Annotated in this window: 12 protein-coding genes; 9 read left to right on the plus strand and 3 right to left on the minus strand. The window is 68.4% G+C overall.

Annotation, left to right across the window (positions count from 1 at the left end):
• Positions 1–36: 36 nt before the first annotated feature.
• Complete coding sequence (locus tag VGV37_RS11180; RefSeq protein ID WP_326879748.1) at positions 37–1203, plus strand: efflux RND transporter periplasmic adaptor subunit; 1167 nt, start codon at positions 37–39, stop codon at positions 1201–1203.
• Positions 1200–4331: a multidrug efflux RND transporter permease subunit gene (locus VGV37_RS11185; protein WP_326879749.1), complete on the plus strand. Its 3132-nt coding sequence runs from the start codon at positions 1200–1202 to the stop codon at positions 4329–4331. Before VGV37_RS11180 ends, VGV37_RS11185 begins: the two co-directional genes overlap by 4 nt.
• A gap of 9 nt (positions 4332–4340) precedes the next feature.
• On the opposite strand, the gene VGV37_RS11190 is transcribed toward VGV37_RS11185, so the two are convergent.
• Positions 4341–5333: a lysylphosphatidylglycerol synthase domain-containing protein gene (locus VGV37_RS11190; protein WP_326879750.1), complete on the minus strand. Its 993-nt coding sequence runs from the start codon at positions 5331–5333 to the stop codon at positions 4341–4343.
• A gap of 172 nt (positions 5334–5505) precedes the next feature.
• Between VGV37_RS11190 and VGV37_RS11195 the strand changes: the two genes are divergently transcribed.
• The 7 genes from VGV37_RS11195 to VGV37_RS11225 all read left to right on the plus strand — a co-directional run bounded on the left by VGV37_RS11195 (position 5506) and on the right by VGV37_RS11225 (position 13493).
• Positions 5506–6747 (plus strand): MFS transporter, encoded by a 1242-nt coding sequence (locus tag VGV37_RS11195; RefSeq protein ID WP_326879751.1) that lies wholly within the window; start codon positions 5506–5508, stop codon positions 6745–6747.
• Positions 6748–6812: 65 nt separating this feature from the next.
• Positions 6813–7709: a LysR family transcriptional regulator gene (locus tag VGV37_RS11200; RefSeq protein ID WP_326879752.1), complete on the plus strand. Its 897-nt coding sequence runs from the start codon at positions 6813–6815 to the stop codon at positions 7707–7709.
• Between the two features lie 87 nt (positions 7710–7796).
• On the plus strand, positions 7797–8879 hold the full coding sequence (locus VGV37_RS11205; RefSeq protein WP_326879753.1) for a nitronate monooxygenase: 1083 nt from the start codon (positions 7797–7799) through the stop codon (positions 8877–8879).
• A gap of 114 nt (positions 8880–8993) precedes the next feature.
• Complete coding sequence (locus VGV37_RS11210) at positions 8994–10259, plus strand: aconitase X catalytic domain-containing protein (protein ID WP_326879754.1); 1266 nt, start codon at positions 8994–8996, stop codon at positions 10257–10259.
• Positions 10256–10660 carry an aconitase X swivel domain-containing protein gene (locus VGV37_RS11215; protein WP_326879755.1) on the plus strand — a complete coding sequence of 135 codons (405 nt, stop codon included), beginning with the start codon at positions 10256–10258 and terminating at the stop codon, positions 10658–10660. The genes VGV37_RS11210 and VGV37_RS11215 overlap by 4 nt, the downstream gene beginning before the upstream one ends.
• On the plus strand, positions 10657–11562 hold the full coding sequence (locus VGV37_RS11220; RefSeq protein WP_326879756.1) for an aldose 1-epimerase family protein: 906 nt from the start codon (positions 10657–10659) through the stop codon (positions 11560–11562). Before VGV37_RS11215 ends, VGV37_RS11220 begins: the two co-directional genes overlap by 4 nt.
• Positions 11559–13493 carry a S9 family peptidase gene (locus VGV37_RS11225; RefSeq protein ID WP_326879757.1) on the plus strand — a complete coding sequence of 645 codons (1935 nt, stop codon included), beginning with the start codon at positions 11559–11561 and terminating at the stop codon, positions 13491–13493. Before VGV37_RS11220 ends, VGV37_RS11225 begins: the two co-directional genes overlap by 4 nt.
• Before the next feature lie 11 nt (positions 13494–13504).
• On the opposite strand, the gene VGV37_RS11230 is transcribed toward VGV37_RS11225, so the two are convergent.
• Together VGV37_RS11230 and VGV37_RS11235 are read right to left on the minus strand one after the other, a co-directional pair.
• Entirely contained in the window at positions 13505–14293 is a 789-nt protein-coding gene (locus VGV37_RS11230) for a glucose 1-dehydrogenase (RefSeq protein WP_326879759.1), read from the minus strand.
• A gap of 176 nt (positions 14294–14469) precedes the next feature.
• Positions 14470–15060 carry an invasion associated locus B family protein gene (locus VGV37_RS11235; RefSeq protein ID WP_326879760.1) on the minus strand — a complete coding sequence of 197 codons (591 nt, stop codon included), beginning with the start codon at positions 15058–15060 and terminating at the stop codon, positions 14470–14472.
• Between the last annotated feature and the right edge of the window lie 54 nt (positions 15061–15114).

Consider the following 15114-nt stretch of genomic DNA (forward strand, 5'->3'; position numbering starts at 1 on the left):
TTGATGCCGGACGGGCTTGCCGGCAGGAGTTACGAGATGCGCAAGACTTGGGTTCCAGGACTGGTCGCGATCATCCTGATCGCCGCAGGCGTTGCCTGGTTCGTCGAGCGCACACCGGCTTCGGCGGAAGGCCCGCCCGCCGCCCCGCCGGCCGTCCCCGTCGTGTCCGGGACGGTCAAGGCCGAGGACGTCCAGATCCTGCGGACCGGCATCGGCAGCGTCTCCGCCTTCAACACGGTCACCATCAAGGTACGGGTCGACGGCCAGCTCGACAAAGTCGCCTTCACCGAGGGGCAGGAGGTGAAGGCCGGCGACGTGCTGGCGCAGATCGACCCGCGCCCCTATCGCGCCGTCCTCGACCAGGCGACGGCGACCAAGGCGCGGGACGAGGCGCTGCTGGCCAATGCCAAGCGCGACTTGGCCCGCGACCAGGGACTGATCGGCAACCATTTCGTCAGCCAGCAGGTGCTCGACACCCAGCGCACCCTGGTGGACCAGGATACGGCGCTGGTCGCATCCGACCAGGCCACCATCGACGCCGCCAAGGTCAATCTCGCCTATACCACCATCACGTCGCCGCTCGACGGCCTGACCGGCATCCGGCTGGTCGACCAGGGCAACATCGTCCATGCGACCGATACGACCGGCCTGGTCGTCATCACCCAGACCCATCCGATCTCGGTCATCTTCACCCTGCCGGAAAACCTGCTCGACGCGATCAACCAGGCGCGGGCGAACGGCACGGTGCTGAAGGTCTATGCCTATTCGTCGGACGACACGATCCAGCTGGGCGAAGGCATCCTGGCGCTGGTCGACAACCAGATCGACCAGACCACCGGCACCATCAAGCTGAAAGCGACGTTCCAGAACCAGAAAAACGCGCTGTGGCCGGGTGAGTTCGTGACCACGCACCTGCTGCTCGCGACGCGCAAGGGCGGGTTGACGGTGCCGACGCAGACGATCCAGCGCGGCCCGGCCGGAACTTTCGTCTGGGTCATCAAGCCGGATAGTTCGGTCGAGATGCGGCCGGTCACGGTCGGCCAGATCAACGGCGAGACGGCGCTGATCGACAAGGGACTGGCAGCCGGCGAGAACGTGATCGTCGACGGCCAGTACAAGGTCAAGGTCGGCAGCAAGGTCACTGCCACCCCGCAAGGCAGCCAGACGGCCGACGCCACGCCGGCCGGGGGCCCGGCCAAGTGAGCATCTCCACCCCCTTCATCAAGCGCCCGATCGCAACCTCGCTGCTGATGGCGGGCATGTTCCTGGTCGGCGCGGTCGCCTATCCGCTGCTGCCGGTGGCCCCTCTGCCGCAGGTCGATTTCCCGACCATCCAGGTCAACGCCTCCCTGCCGGGCGCTAGCCCCGACACCATGGCGTCTTCGGTCGCGACACCGCTCGAAACGCAGTTGGCCCAGATCGCGGGTGTGGCGCAGCTGACCTCGACCAGCGTGCTGGGCTCGACCAGCGTGACCGTGCAGTTCGACCTCAACCGCAACATCGACGCCGCGGCGACCGACGTGCTGGGCGCGATCAACGCGGCCAGCGGTCAGCTGCCGAAGAACCTGCCGAACGCGCCGACCTATCGCAAGGTCAACCCGGCGGACGCGCCGGTCCTGCTGCTGGCGGTCTATAGCCCCAGCATGCCGCTGACCCAGGTCGACGACGCGGCCGAGACGCTGTTGGCCCAGCAGATGTCGCAGATTTCCGGCGTATCCCAGGTCAGCGTGTTCGGCCAGCAGAAGCCGGCCGTGCGCGTGCAGATCGATCCGGCCAAGATCGCGAGCATGGGGCTAAGCCTCGAAGACATCCGCGCGACGCTCGGCACCGTGACGGTCGATCAGCCCAAGGGCAGCTTCGACGGTCCGAACCAGAGCTTCACGATCTACAACAACGACCAGCTGACCGCCGCCAAGGATTATCAGGACGTCATCCTGACCTATCGCAACGGCGCGCCGGTCCGCATCCGCGACGTCGGCCAGGCAGTGGACGGCCCGGAAAACATGCGCCTCGCCTCGTGGCAGACCGGGGCGCGCGGCATCACGCTGGGCGTCTTCCGACAGCCAGGCGCCAACGTCATCGACGTGGTCAATTCCGTCATGAGCGCCTTGCCGCGCCTGCGGGCGGCGATGCCGCCGGCGATCGACGTCAGCGTCATCTCGGACCGGACCCAGACGATCCGCGCCTCGGTTTCCGACGTGCAGTTCACCCTCAGCCTGACCGTCCTGCTGGTGGTCATGGTCATCTTCGCCTTCCTGAGAAATTTCTGGGCGACGGTCATTCCCAGCATCACGGTGCCGGTCTCGCTCGTCGGCACCTGTGCCGTCATGTACGTGGTGGGATACAGCCTCGACAACCTGTCGTTGATGGCGCTGACCATCTCCGTGGGCTTCGTGGTCGACGACGCGATCGTCATGATCGAGAACATCGTCCGCCACATCGAGGATGGCATGAAGCCGATGGAGGCGGCGCTGAAGGGCGCTGGCGAGATCGGCTTCACCATCGTGTCGATCAGCCTTTCGCTGATCGCCGTGTTCATCCCGCTCCTGCTGATGGGCGGCATCATCGGCCGCCTGTTCCATGAATTCGCCGTCACCGTCACGGTCACCATCATGGTTTCGGCCATCGTGTCGCTGACGCTGACGCCGATGATGTGCTCGCGTTTCCTCAAGGACGAGGCGCATACCAAGCACGGCCGCATCTATGTCATGATGGAGCGCTTCTTCGACGGCATGCGCGACGGCTATGCCTATGGATTGCGCTGGGTGCTGCGCCACCAGTTCTTCACGCTCATGGTGCTGTTCGCGACCGTCGGCCTCACCGTGTTCCTGTTCATGACCATCCCCAAAGGCTTCTTCCCGCAGCAGGATACCGGCTTCATCCAGGGTATCTCGGAGGCCTCCCAGGACATCTCGTTCAAGGGCATGATGGCGAAGCAGCAGGAGCTGATGAAGATCGTCGGCGAGGATCCCGATGTCTACAGCTACAATTCCTCGGTCGGCTCGACCGGCGGCTCGCGCACCGGCAACAACGGCAATTTCTACATCACCCTGAAGCAGAAGCCGGAACGCACCGCGTCCGCGGGCGAGATCATAACGCGCCTCAGGCCGAAGCTTGCCCAGGTCCAGGGCGTCGCCCTATTCCTGCAGGCGGCCCAGGACATCAACGTCGGCGGCCGATCGACCAAGACCCAATACCAGTACACGTTGCAGGATTCGAACCTGGACGAGTTGAACCATTGGGCACCGCTGCTGCTGCAGAAGCTCGGCACCCTGTCGATGGTTCGCGACGTCGCGACCGACCAGCAGACCAACGCGCCGACCGTGAGCATGACGATCGACCGGACGACGGCCGCACGGTTCGGCATCCAGCCGCAGGTGATCGACGACACGCTCTATGACGCGTTCGGCCAGCGCCAGGTGGCACAGTTCTTCACCCAGCTGAACCAGTATCACGTGATCCTCGAGGTGCCGCCGGCGCTGCAGGGCGACCCGTCGTCACTCGACAAGATCTATGTGAAGTCGCCGGTGACCGACAGCCAGGTGCCGCTCTCGACCTTCGTCAAGCTCGATACGACCAAGACCAACTACCTGTCGATCGCCCATCAAGGCCAGTTCCCGGCGGTGACGCTCAGCTTCAACCTGGCCCAGGGCGCGTCCCTCGGCGAAGCGGTCAGCGCCATCCAGGAGGCCGAGGCGCAGATGAAGCTGCCGGCCACGATCATGGGCACCTTCCAGGGCAACGCCCAGGCGTTCCAATCCTCGCTGTCGACCACGCCCTACCTGATCGCGGCGGCACTGGTCGTCGTCTACATCATCCTGGGCGTGCTCTACGAGAGCTACATCCATCCGATCACCATCCTGTCGACCCTGCCGTCGGCCGGCGTCGGCGCGATCCTGATCCTGATGATGTTCCATTTCGACCTGAGCGTGATCGCGCTGATCGGCATCATCCTCTTGATCGGCATCGTGAAGAAGAACGCGATCATGATGATCGACTTCGCGCTCGAGGCGGAGCGCAACCGAGGCCTCAAGCCCGAGGAATCGATCTACGAAGCCTGCCTGATGCGCTTCCGGCCGATCATGATGACGACCATGGCGGCCATGCTGGGCGGCGTGCCGCTGATGTTCGGCAGCGGCACCGGCGCCGAGATCCGCCAGCCGCTGGGCTTCTCGATCGTCGGCGGCCTGATCCTGTCGCAGATGCTGACGCTCTACACGACGCCGGTCGTCTATCTCTATATGGACCGGCTCAACAACTGGCTGGGCCGGTCGAGCCGGGAAAAGCGGCCCTCGCGCATTCAGCGTGCGCTGGCCGGATCGAGCGACTGACCGACGGGTTCAAGCGCCCCCGCGCCGCAGCAGCGGGGGCAGCTTGACCTTACGGATCTCGATCATCTGCCAGGCCGCGAGGCCCGGGAGGCCGATTGCGAGGTCGGGCAACCGCTTGACCAGCGACAGCGACAGTGAGGTCGCCGGCGACAGGCCGAACAAGCCGCCGAGCAGGACGAACCCGCCCTCCTGAATGCCGAGCGCGCCGGGCACCGCGAAGGCGGCGGACCGGACCGCCTGGCCCAAGCTCTCCAGCACCAGCGCCTCGGCAAAGCCGATAGGCACGCCCATGCGGCCGAGCGCCAGCCAGATCTCCAGGATGCCGGTGCACCAGCCCAGCAGATGCACGAGGCCGGCGCCGGCGATCCGGCCGTGGGCGCCATAGATCGACCGCAGGCCCGACTGCAAGTCGAGCGGCCGGGCCGGCACCAGGGCCGGCAGGAAACGCTGGATGAGGCCCATGCCCCGGTCGACCAGCGCGAACAGCCCCAGCCGCTGGGCCAGGAAGAAGCCGCCCAAGGCCGGCACCGCGACGATCAGGCCGCCGCCGATCTCGCGCACGACCGGCGTATCGCCGAACGCGAGCCACAGCGCCGCCAGCCCCGAGACCGCGAACAATCCCTGGGTCGCGGTCTGCAGCAGCAGGTCGACCAGGATCGAGGCCGCCGCGAGGCCGGCCGGCACGCCGTACTGGGCCAGCAGCCGGCCACCGACGATGTCGCCGCCGACCTGGACGGCGGGCAGCAGGGAATTGATCGCCTCGCGGATGACGCGGAGGCCGACGTAGAGCCCGGCCGGGCGATCGACCTGGTGACCGAGCATCAGGCCCCAGGCCGCACCGGCAAGCGTCAGGGCCACGAGCCGGATCAGCACGATAGCGACCAAGCCCCAGCCGATCGTCGCAACCCCGCGGATGATGTCGGCGAAGCCGTTCGTCACCAGGATGGCCACGAACGCGACGATGCCGATCACCAGGGCGAGCAAGACGGCCGAGCGGATCACGCCTCACCTCATGCGATGGGTCGGGAATCGTCACGATGACGCAGTGCACACAGTTATTTCGATGATAGGCGGCCGGCCAGGGAAAAATCCCCGCACCCAAGAGAAAATTACCGACCGTCGGGAGCCCCGCGGCCTCGGGCGCGTTCTTGGTCGTGACTGGAGGGAGCGCGGGATGGCCAATGAACAGACCACTCCGACCGATCGCCGCTTCCATCCCAGGTCGCTCGACGCGCTGAATTTCCTGCTGGCCGACGTCCGCGGCGCGCTCGGACCGTTCCTCAACGTCTTCCTGGTGACGGAGCGGCACTGGAGCCAATCGTCCGTCGGGCTGGTGACCGCGATCAGCGGTCTGCTCGGACTCGTCGCGCAGACGCCGGTCGGCGCCCTGATCGATTCCACCCGGGCCAAACGCGCCTTGATCGTCGCGGCACTGGCCCTGCTCGCCGTCGGTGCCATCGCGATCTATGCTTGGCCGAGCTTCTGGCCGGTCATGATCGCAAACACCGGCATCGCGCTGGTCGGCGACGTGTTCGGCCCAGCGGTATCCGCCTTGACCCTGGGCCTGTTCGCGCGCGGCCAACTGGCCCGGCGCCTTGGCCGCAATTCGGCGTTCGACCATGCCGGCAACGTCGCGATAGCCGCCTTCGCGGGCCTGGTTGGCTGGCTGCTGTCGCAGCGCGCGGTGTTCCTGCTGGTGCCGGTCTGTGCGCTCGCCGGCAGCCTGGCGACCCTGTCGATCCCGGCCAGCGCGATCGACCATGACCGGGCGCGGGGCGGGGATGACGGCGGACACACGCATTCGTCGGGCCTGGGCGTCCTGCTCACCTGCCGGCCGCTGCTGGTCTATGCGTTCTGCGCGATGCTGTTCCATTTCGCGAACGCGCCGCTGCTGCCGCTGGTCGGGCAGAAGCTGGCAGCCGCCCATAAGGATCTGGCGACGGCGATGATGTCGGCCTGCATCATCGCGGCGCAGCTGATCATGCTGCCGATCGCGCTCGCGGTCGGACGCTTTGCCGATCGGATCGGGCGTAAACCGATCCTGCTGGCAGGCTTCGCCATTCTGCCGGTGCGCGCGGTGCTCTATACTCTCTCCGACGCACCGGGGTGGCTCATCGGGGTGCAACTGCTCGACGGCATCGGCGCCGGCATCTTCGGCGCGATCACGCCGCTGGTGATCGCCGACCTCATGCGCGGCACGGGACGGTACAACGTGGCGCAGGGCGCCGTCGCCACGATCCAGGGCGCCGGCGCTTCGATCAGCGGGCTGGCCGCAGGCGTCGTCGTTGATCATTTCGGCTATGCCACGGCGTGTCTGGGCGCCGGCGCGGCTGCGGCCGTCGCCCTGCTGGCGCTGATCGTCGCGATGCCCGAGACCGCTTCGCGCGGCGACGACGTTCCTGGCCCGCGCCATTGACGAGTTGATCGGACGCCCGATCGGGCTCCATGCTGCGGGCGTGGCGGACGCGGGAGGACGGCGACATGGACACGGCGGATCTGAGGGTATTCGAGGCGGTTGCCCGGCTGGGCGGCATGGGGCGGGCCGCCGAGGAGTTGCATACGGTGCAGTCCAACGTAACCGCCCGGATCCGCCACCTGGAGGAACAATTGGGAACGCCCCTGTTCCATCGGCATGCCCGGGGTGTCGCCCCGACACCGGCCGGGCTCCGCCTGCTCCCCTATGCCCAGCAGATGGCGTTGCTGGTGACCGAGGCCCGTCGGGCGACCTTGGACGACGGCACGCCGCGCGGTCCGCTCGTCGTGGGCGCGCTCGAAACCACGACCGCGCTCCGCCTCGCCGACGCTTTGTCCGGCTTCGTCGCCGCCCATCCCGCGGTCGATCTGACGATCCGGACCGGGACGACCTGCGAGTTGCTGGACCAGGTACTGGGCCAGCGGGTCGAAGGTGCCTTCGTTTGCGGGCCGATCATGCATCCTGAACTGGATTGCGAGCCGTGCTTCACCGAAGAGCTGTGCGTCTTCACGGCGTCCACGATCCGCTCGCTCGACGAACTGACCGCTCGTGCCGACCTGCGCATCGTCGTGCTCAAGCGCGGCTGTTCCTATCGCCAGCGGCTGGAAGAGCTGCTCGCTCGGCGTGGCATCCCGGCGCCGCGTGTCCTGGAATTCGGCACGCCGGAGGCCGTACTGGCCTGCGTCGCCGCCGGGATGGGCGTGACGTTGCTGCCGCGCGGCATGGCGGGCACCGGTCCGCATCGTCGCGACATCGCGCTCCATGCGCTGGAGCCGCGCGACGCGTTGGTCGAGACGGTCTTCGTGCGCCGGCGCGACAGCCATGGTTCAAGCGCGCTTGCGGCCTTCCTGGCCGCCACGCGGCCGGCGCAGATCGGCGACCGACAGCCGGTCGCCGCCGAGTAGGGTCCGCCGCCTTCCATCGCTCCGGCAGATGGGAACGATCGGAATCCTTCGCTTGTCGACAGCAGCCGACGCGCCTTTAATCGGGCCATGTCCGATCTGCATACTCCCCTGGCCCGCGCCGAAGCGTTCTGCCGGCGTTTCGGCCTCCGCATCCCGATCCTGCTCGGGCCCATGGCCGGCGCCTGTCCGCCGTCGCTCTCCGCCGCCGTCGCCAATGCCGGCGGCCTCGGCGCCTGCGGCGCGCTGTTGCTGAAACCTGCCGCCATCCTCGACTGGGCCGCGGAATTCCGCGCGGCCAGCACGGGGGCGTTCCAGCTCAATCTCTGGATTCCAGATCCGCCGCCCCGTCGCGATGCCGCGGGGGAGGCTGCTGTGCGCAGCTTTCTCGAACATTGGGGACCGGAGGTGCCGGCCAGCGCAGGCGATGCGACACCGCCGGATTTCGCGGCCCAGTGCGATGCGTTCATCGAGGTGGCGCCGCCGATCGTCTCGTCCGTGATGGGGCTCTACCCGCCCGAGTTCGTGCGCCGATTGAAGCAGAGTGGCATTTCCTGGTGGGCGAACGTCTCGACCGTGGCCGAGGCGCGCGCCGCCGAGGCCGCCGGCGCCGATGTCGTCGTGGCCCAGGGCATGGAAGCCGGAGGGCATCGCGGTTGCTTCGACGCGGCGCAGGCCGAAGCGGGCATGGTCGGACTGTTCGCCCTGGTCCCGGCCGTGGCCGACGCGGTCAAGATCCCGGTCGTGGCGACCGGCGGCATCGGCGATGCGCGCGGCGTAGCCGCCGCCCTGATGCTGGGCGCCAGTGCGGCACAGATCGGCACCGGTTTCCTGCGCTGTCCCGAGGCCAAGCTCAATCCGGCCTGGGCCGACGGGCTGGCGCGCACGCCGCCCGAAGGCACCATTGTCAGCCGCGCTTTCAGCGGCCGGACCGGGCGCAGCATCGCTACCGCCTATGCCCGCGCCGCGACTGCCCCGGGGGCTCCGACCCCTGCGCCCTATCCGGTGCAGCGCGCGCTCACCCAGGCCATGCGGGATGCGGGCGGCAAGGCCGGCGACCTGGACCGCATGCAGGCCTGGGCCGGGCAATCGGCCATGATGGCCCGGGCGGAGCCCGCCGGCGCGGTCGCGCGTTCCTTGTGGGAAAGCGCCAAGGCCGCCCTCGGCGGCTGACCCCGGACGAGGATACCGCGGCCGTTCGCCCGGCTTGACGCCGCAGCGCAACGACGATCATCGTTCGGGAGTCCAGCCACCGGAAGGGTCGTCCGTCGCCGATGAAGCCTGCGCATGTCTCTTGAACTCTCGCCCGACGATCTGGCGATGCTGGCCGGGCGGGACGGGCCGGCGGCGGCCATGGCGCTTCGGATCGTCGCGGACACGGCGCGCATGCTGGGTGCCGACCGGCTGATCGACATCGCATCCTCCCACATCGACGGATGCCTCTATCACGGCGACAGCGGCACCCTGTTCGCCGAGCGCCTGCGGTCCGACGGCGGACGGGTGCGGGTTCCGACCACGTTGAATGTCGGCGCGCTCGACCTGGTCCATCCCGGCCGCGAACGTCTGGGCCCTGAACAGGCCGGCATGGCGCGGCGCCTGATGGCGGCCTACGCCGGCCTCGGCTGCCGCGAGAGCTGGACCTGCGCACCCTATCAGGCCGGTCATCGTCCGGCGCTGGGCCAGGATGTCGCCTGGGGCGAATCCAACGCGGTCGTGTTCTGCAATTCCGTGCTCGGCGCGCGCACCAACCGCTATGGCGATTTCCTCGACATCTGCGCCGCCATCACCGGCCGCGCGCCACGCGCCGGGCTGCATCTGCCGGAGAACCGGCAGGCCACCGTGCTGATCGACGCGTCGGGCCTGAACCCGGCCCTCGTGGCCGAGGACGCGTTCTATCCCGTGCTGGGCGCCTGGCTGGGCGCCACGGTCGGCGATGCGGTCGCCGCGATCGACGGCCTGCCCCGCCCGCTGGCCGAGGATCGCCTGAAGGCGCTGGGCGCCGCCGCCGCCTCGACCGGTGCGGTCGGGCTGTTCCATGTGGTCGGCGTGACGCCGGAAGCGCCGGACCGGGCGACCGTGTTCGGCGGGGTGGCGCCGCGCGAAACCATCCGGCTCGAGGCACCGATGCTGGAGGCTGCCCGCCGTCGTCTCTCGACCGGGCTGGTGCCGGCCGACGGCCGGATCGACGCTGTCGCCATCGGCAGTCCGCACCTGTCCGAAGCCGAGGTCGACGCCCTGGTCACCGGCCTGGCCGGCCGCCGTATCGCCATTCCGTTCTACGCCTGTACCGGTCGCCATGTGCTGGACCGGATCGCCGGCGACGGCCGGCGCGCGGCGCTCGATGCCGCCGGCGTCACGCTGATCGCGGACACCTGCATCGTGGTCACGCCGATCCTCAGCGCCGCATCGGGCCTGCTCATGACCAATTCCGGGAAATTCGCCCATTACACCCCATCGACCACCGGGTGGGACGTGCTTTACGGCAGCCTGACCGACTGCATCGAAAGCGCGGTCACGGGCCGGGTCGCCCGCGACGAGGCGATCTGGCGATGAAGGCCGAGAGCATTCTGCCCGGTCAGGCCGAAGGCGCGGTGATCCGGCTCGACGGTCCATTGAGTTTCTGGGGCGGCGTCGATCCCTTCACCGGTGCGCTGACCGACCCGCGGTCGCCCCATCACGGCGTGAAGATCGGCGGCGCGGTCCTGATGGTGCCGGAGACGCGCGGGTCGAGTTCGTCGAGTGCGGTGATGCTGGAACTGCTGTCGGCGGGCCTGGCGCCGGCGGCGATCGTCATGGGCCGGCTCGACGCGATCCTGGGGCTGGGCATCCTGGTCGCGCGCGAGATGGGCTGGCCGACGATCCCGCTGCTGGTCCTGCCGGCGGCGGTCCAAGCGGGATTCTCCGACGGCGAACGGGTCGCCATCGCAGCGGATGGGACGATCGAACGGATATGAGCGACATGGTCACGATCGAACAGGGCCGGTTGACCGCCCGGTTCCGCGCACAGGGCGCCGAGCTGACCTCGCTCGTCCACGACGGCGCGGAGCGGATCTGGCAGGCTGATCCTGCGATCTGGGGCTGGCATGCGCCGAACCTGTTCCCGATCGTCGGCGGCCTGGCCGGCGACCGGCTGCTGCACCAGGGCAAGTCCTATACACTGCCGTCCCACGGTTTCCTGCGCCATACGGTCTGCGAGCTGGTCCGGCGCACCCCCACGACCTGCGCCTGGCAATTGACCGACAGCGCCGAGACGCGCGCCGCCTATCCGTTCCGCTTCGTGCTCGAGATCGACTACGCGCTGGAGGCGGAGGCGCTGGTCGGCCGTTTCACCCTCGTCAATCCCGGCGACGAGCCGCTGATCGCCAGCCTGGGCATCCATCCGGCGTTCCAATGGCCGCTCGCCCCCGGCCTGAAGCGTGAGGATCATTGCCTGCTGTTCGAGCAGGACGAGCCGGCCCCGATCCGCCGGGTCGTGGGCAAGCTGATCGCACCCGAACCGGAACCGACGCCGATCCAGGGCCGGGTGCTGGCGCTGCACGACGGCCTGTTCGCGAACGACGCGATCATCATGGACCATCCGGCATCCCGCGCCGTCACGTTCGGCGCGCCGGGCGGACCGGCGATCGCGATGGATTGGGAAGGCCTGCCGCACCTCGGCATCTGGAGCAAGCCGGGCGCGCCGTTCCTGTGCATCGAACCCTGGCAGGGCTATGCGAGCCCGGCAGGCTTCGACGGTGAATTCGCCCGCAAGCCCGGTACCGTCAGCCTGGCGCCGGGCGAACGGCGGCAGTGGCGCTATCGCATCCGCCCGCTCGACCGGTTTGCGGAAAGATCGAGAGCGCGAGAGGGACAATGACTGACAAAAGCACCGCCCCCTACGGCGCGTGGGGATCGCCGGTCACCACGGACCTCGTCGCGGGCCAGACCATCGGCTTGGGCGCCCTGCAGACCGACCGGGGCGCGCTCTATTGGCTCGAAGCGCGACCGAACGAGAACGGCCGCTCGGTGCTGGTCCGGCGCGATACCGATGGCCGGATCCGCGACCTGACACCGGCGCCGCTCAATGTCGCGAGCCGGGTGCATGAATATGGTGGGGGCGCCTATCACGTCGCCGACGGACGGATCATATTCAGCGATAAGGGCAACGGTGCCGTCTGGCTGATCGACGGCGACGCGCCGGCCCGACGGATCGCAGCGGTCGACGGCTGCCGCTATGCCGATTTCGCCTTCGATCCGACGCGCGGGCGCGTGCTGGCCGTGCGCGAGGACCATCGCGGCGACGGCGAGCCCAAGGCGGCGATCGTGGCGCTCGACATCACCGGTCGCCTGCCACCCCACGAGAATCCAGGCCAGGTGCTGGTCGACGGCCACGATTTCCTGGCGGCCCCTCGCTTGTCGCCCGACGGCCAGACGCTGGTCTGGCTCAGCTGGGACCATCCGGACATGCCGTGGGACGGCACGCGCCTGTGGCTGGCGCCGATCGACCGGACGATGACGGCCGAGAGCGTGCAGCTGGTCGCCGGCGCCAGCCCGGAGGCGATCGTCCAGCCGGCCTGGTCGCCGGACGGCGTGCTGCATTTTGCGTCCGACCGCAATGGCTGGTGGAACCTTTATGCGGTGCGTGACGGGTCGATCCGGCCGGTCGCGCCGGTCGAGGGCGAGATCGGTGGCCCGCACTGGGTGTTCGGCGAGCGGTTCTTCGCCTTCCTGGGCGACGGCCGGATCGTCGCGGCCCTGATCGAGCGGGGCATCCGCCGCGCCATCGTGATCGAGGATGGGCGGATCAGCCCGCTGGACATCGGCCCGGTGCAGGGTTGCCCGATGCCGGCGGGGGACGGTCTCGCCTATATCGCGACACCGACGACGGCCCCGCCGGCGGTGACCCGCCTCGCGCATTGGGGCAGCGTTCCGGAGAGCGTCAGGGCGGCCGGTCCCGCCACCCTGACCGCCGCCGACGTCTCGATCGGCGAACCCTTCACCTTTCCGACGCGCGACGGCAGCCGGGGTCACGCATTCTGGTACGCGCCGACCAATGCCCGGTTCGAGGGACCAGCCGGCGAGAAGCCGCCGCTGATCGTGATCTGCCATGGCGGACCGACCGCCATGAACACGAACGGCTTTTCGCCCGCGGTCCAATGGTGGACCAGCCGCGGCATCGCCGTGGTCGACGTCAATTATGGCGGCTCCACCGGCTTCGGCCGCGACTATCGCCACCGTCTCGACGGGCGCTGGGGCGTGGTCGATGTCGAGGATTGCGCGGCTGCGGCCGCCTACCTGGGGCGGGAGGGACTGGTCGACGCGGCGCGCATCGCGATCCGCGGCGGCAGCGCCGGCGGCTTCACCGTGCTGGCGGCACTCACCCGCACCAAGCTGTTCAAGGCCGGCGCCAGCCACTATGGCGTGGCGGATCTCACGCTGCTCGCGTCCGATACCCACAAGTTCGAGGCGCGCTACCTCGACCGGCTGGTCGGTCCCCTGCCCCAGGCCGAAGCCACCTATCGCGATCGCTCGCCGATCCATCATCTGGATCAACTATCCTGCCCGGTGATCTTCTTCCAGGGTCTGGAAGACAAGGTCGTACCGCCGAACCAGGCCGAGGTCATGGTGCGCGCGATGGCATCCAAGGGTTTGGCCGTCGCCCACTATGCGTTCGAGGGCGAAGGCCACGGCTTCCGCCAAGGCACGACGATCCGCCGCGTCCTGGACCTGGAGCTGGGCTTCTACGGGCGCATCTTCGGCTTCGCGCCGCCCGACCTTTCCGAGCGGGTGCAGATCCAGAATCTATAGGTGCGGGCGCCTTACGACGACCAGTTATGGGCGAAATCGCCGTAGAGGTTGAGCCCGCCGTCGACGAAGAAGGTCTGGCCGGTGACATAGGACGCCTCGTCGGAAGCGAGGAACGCGAACAGGTTCGCAACCTCCTCCGGGGTTCCGGAGCGGCCCATCGGGATGTGCTTCTCGACATCGTGGCGCTTGGCCGGATCGTCTTTCCAGGCCGAATTGATCGGCGTGATGATGGCGCCGGGCGCCACTTCGTTCACGCGGATGCCGCGGCCGGCATATTCGAGTGCCAGGGTGCGGGTAACGTTGCCCATGGCGCCCTTGCTGGCGGAATAGCCCAGGAAGCCTGGCTTCGGGATCAGTTCGTGCACCGAGGTGGTGTTGATGATCGACCCCTTGGTCCCGCTCGCCAGGAAATGCCGGAGTGCGGCACGCGAGCACAGGAAAGTACCGCGCAGGTTGACGCCCAGCACGCGTTCGAACTGGTCGAGCGTCATGGCATCGGACGGGGCCTCGATCTGGATGCCGGCGTTGTTGATCAGCACGTCGAGCCCGCCGAACCGGGCGATCACGTCGGCCATCATGCGCTCGACCGCCGCCTCGTCCGCGATGTCGGCCGGAAAGCCTGCATGGGCGCCCGCCTCGACCGGGGCCAGCAGGGCGAGCGTTTCCGCAAGCGGGGCGCCGTCCTTCACGTCATTGACCGCGACCCGGGCCCCCTCGGTGGCGAAGCGCTGTGCGATGGCGCGGCCGATGCCCTGGGCACCGCCCGTGACCAAGATTCTCTTCCCGTGCAAGCCGGTCATCAGCGTTCCCCATTCTCGATCGTTCCATCGAAAACAGCCGGCGCATCGAGGGGTTCCGACTGAACCCGGGAAAGGGCTGCGCCGTTTCGGCGCGGTCTATCGGCTTTCGGGAGCCGGCGACCGGTCCTTCGCCGTCCGCAATTCGCTCCGGTCACGGTCGAGACCGCGACCTTGGCTCAGGACTTCAATTGAGCCAGCACGTCGCCGAACCCGGCGAGCTCGATCGGCAGGGCGACCTGCTGGCCACCGATCAACTGATAGCTGAGCTTGATCTGCTTGCTCTTGACCAGGCTTTCGCGGCCGCCGTCGTCGATGTTCATGACGATGCGGCAACCCTCGGCGATGCAGGTCTCAATCGGCAGGACGAACGGTTTGCCGTCGTCGATCTGGAAGGTGACGCCGTTCGGCAGGTTGAGCCCGAGCGGCAAGGTGAGCGCCATGCGTAGCTTGCCGTCATCCGCCCCATAGCCGACGGTGACCGTGAGCGCGCGCGCGCGGTTGTTGGTCTGCTTGTCCGTGACCACGACGGTCTGGACCATCACGCAGGTCAGCTTGTTGTCGGCAGCGGTCTGGCACGTCCGGCCCCAGACCGGCGGCTTGCCATCCTTCGCGGGCTCGGCGACAGGTGCCGCGGCTTTCGGCGTCGTGGCCGCGGCCGCCTTAGGCGCGTCTTTGGCGGATGCCGCCAGATGGGTACCGAAACCGATGCCGCCGACCAGGATCGCAAGTCCGGCCGCCACTGTGACGCGTGTTTTGAACGAACCCATCTCACCACTTTCGATCGAAGGGCCACCCGCGAGGGCGTGCCCGAATGCCGTTGC

The sequence above is a fragment of the Aliidongia sp. genome, from assembly GCF_035943795.1.
GTDB lineage: Bacteria > Pseudomonadota > Alphaproteobacteria > ATCC43930 > CGMCC-115725 > Aliidongia.

Coding starts and splice junctions, on each gene's coding strand:
- VGV37_RS11215 (WP_326879755.1), top strand. CDS start 10,256: ATGAAGGCCGAGAGCATTCTGCCCGGTCAGGCCGAAGGCGCGGTGATC.
- VGV37_RS11210 (WP_326879754.1), top strand. CDS start 8,994: ATGTCTCTTGAACTCTCGCCCGACGATCTGGCGATGCTGGCCGGGCGG.
- VGV37_RS11235 (WP_326879760.1), bottom strand. CDS start 15,060: ATGGGTTCGTTCAAAACACGCGTCACAGTGGCGGCCGGACTTGCGATC.
- VGV37_RS11200 (WP_326879752.1), top strand. CDS start 6,813: ATGGACACGGCGGATCTGAGGGTATTCGAGGCGGTTGCCCGGCTGGGC.
- VGV37_RS11180 (WP_326879748.1), top strand. CDS start 37: ATGCGCAAGACTTGGGTTCCAGGACTGGTCGCGATCATCCTGATCGCC.
- VGV37_RS11230 (WP_326879759.1), bottom strand. CDS start 14,293: ATGACCGGCTTGCACGGGAAGAGAATCTTGGTCACGGGCGGTGCCCAG.
- VGV37_RS11225 (WP_326879757.1), top strand. CDS start 11,559: ATGACTGACAAAAGCACCGCCCCCTACGGCGCGTGGGGATCGCCGGTC.
- VGV37_RS11205 (WP_326879753.1), top strand. CDS start 7,797: ATGTCCGATCTGCATACTCCCCTGGCCCGCGCCGAAGCGTTCTGCCGG.
- VGV37_RS11195 (WP_326879751.1), top strand. CDS start 5,506: ATGGCCAATGAACAGACCACTCCGACCGATCGCCGCTTCCATCCCAGG.
- VGV37_RS11220 (WP_326879756.1), top strand. CDS start 10,657: ATGAGCGACATGGTCACGATCGAACAGGGCCGGTTGACCGCCCGGTTC.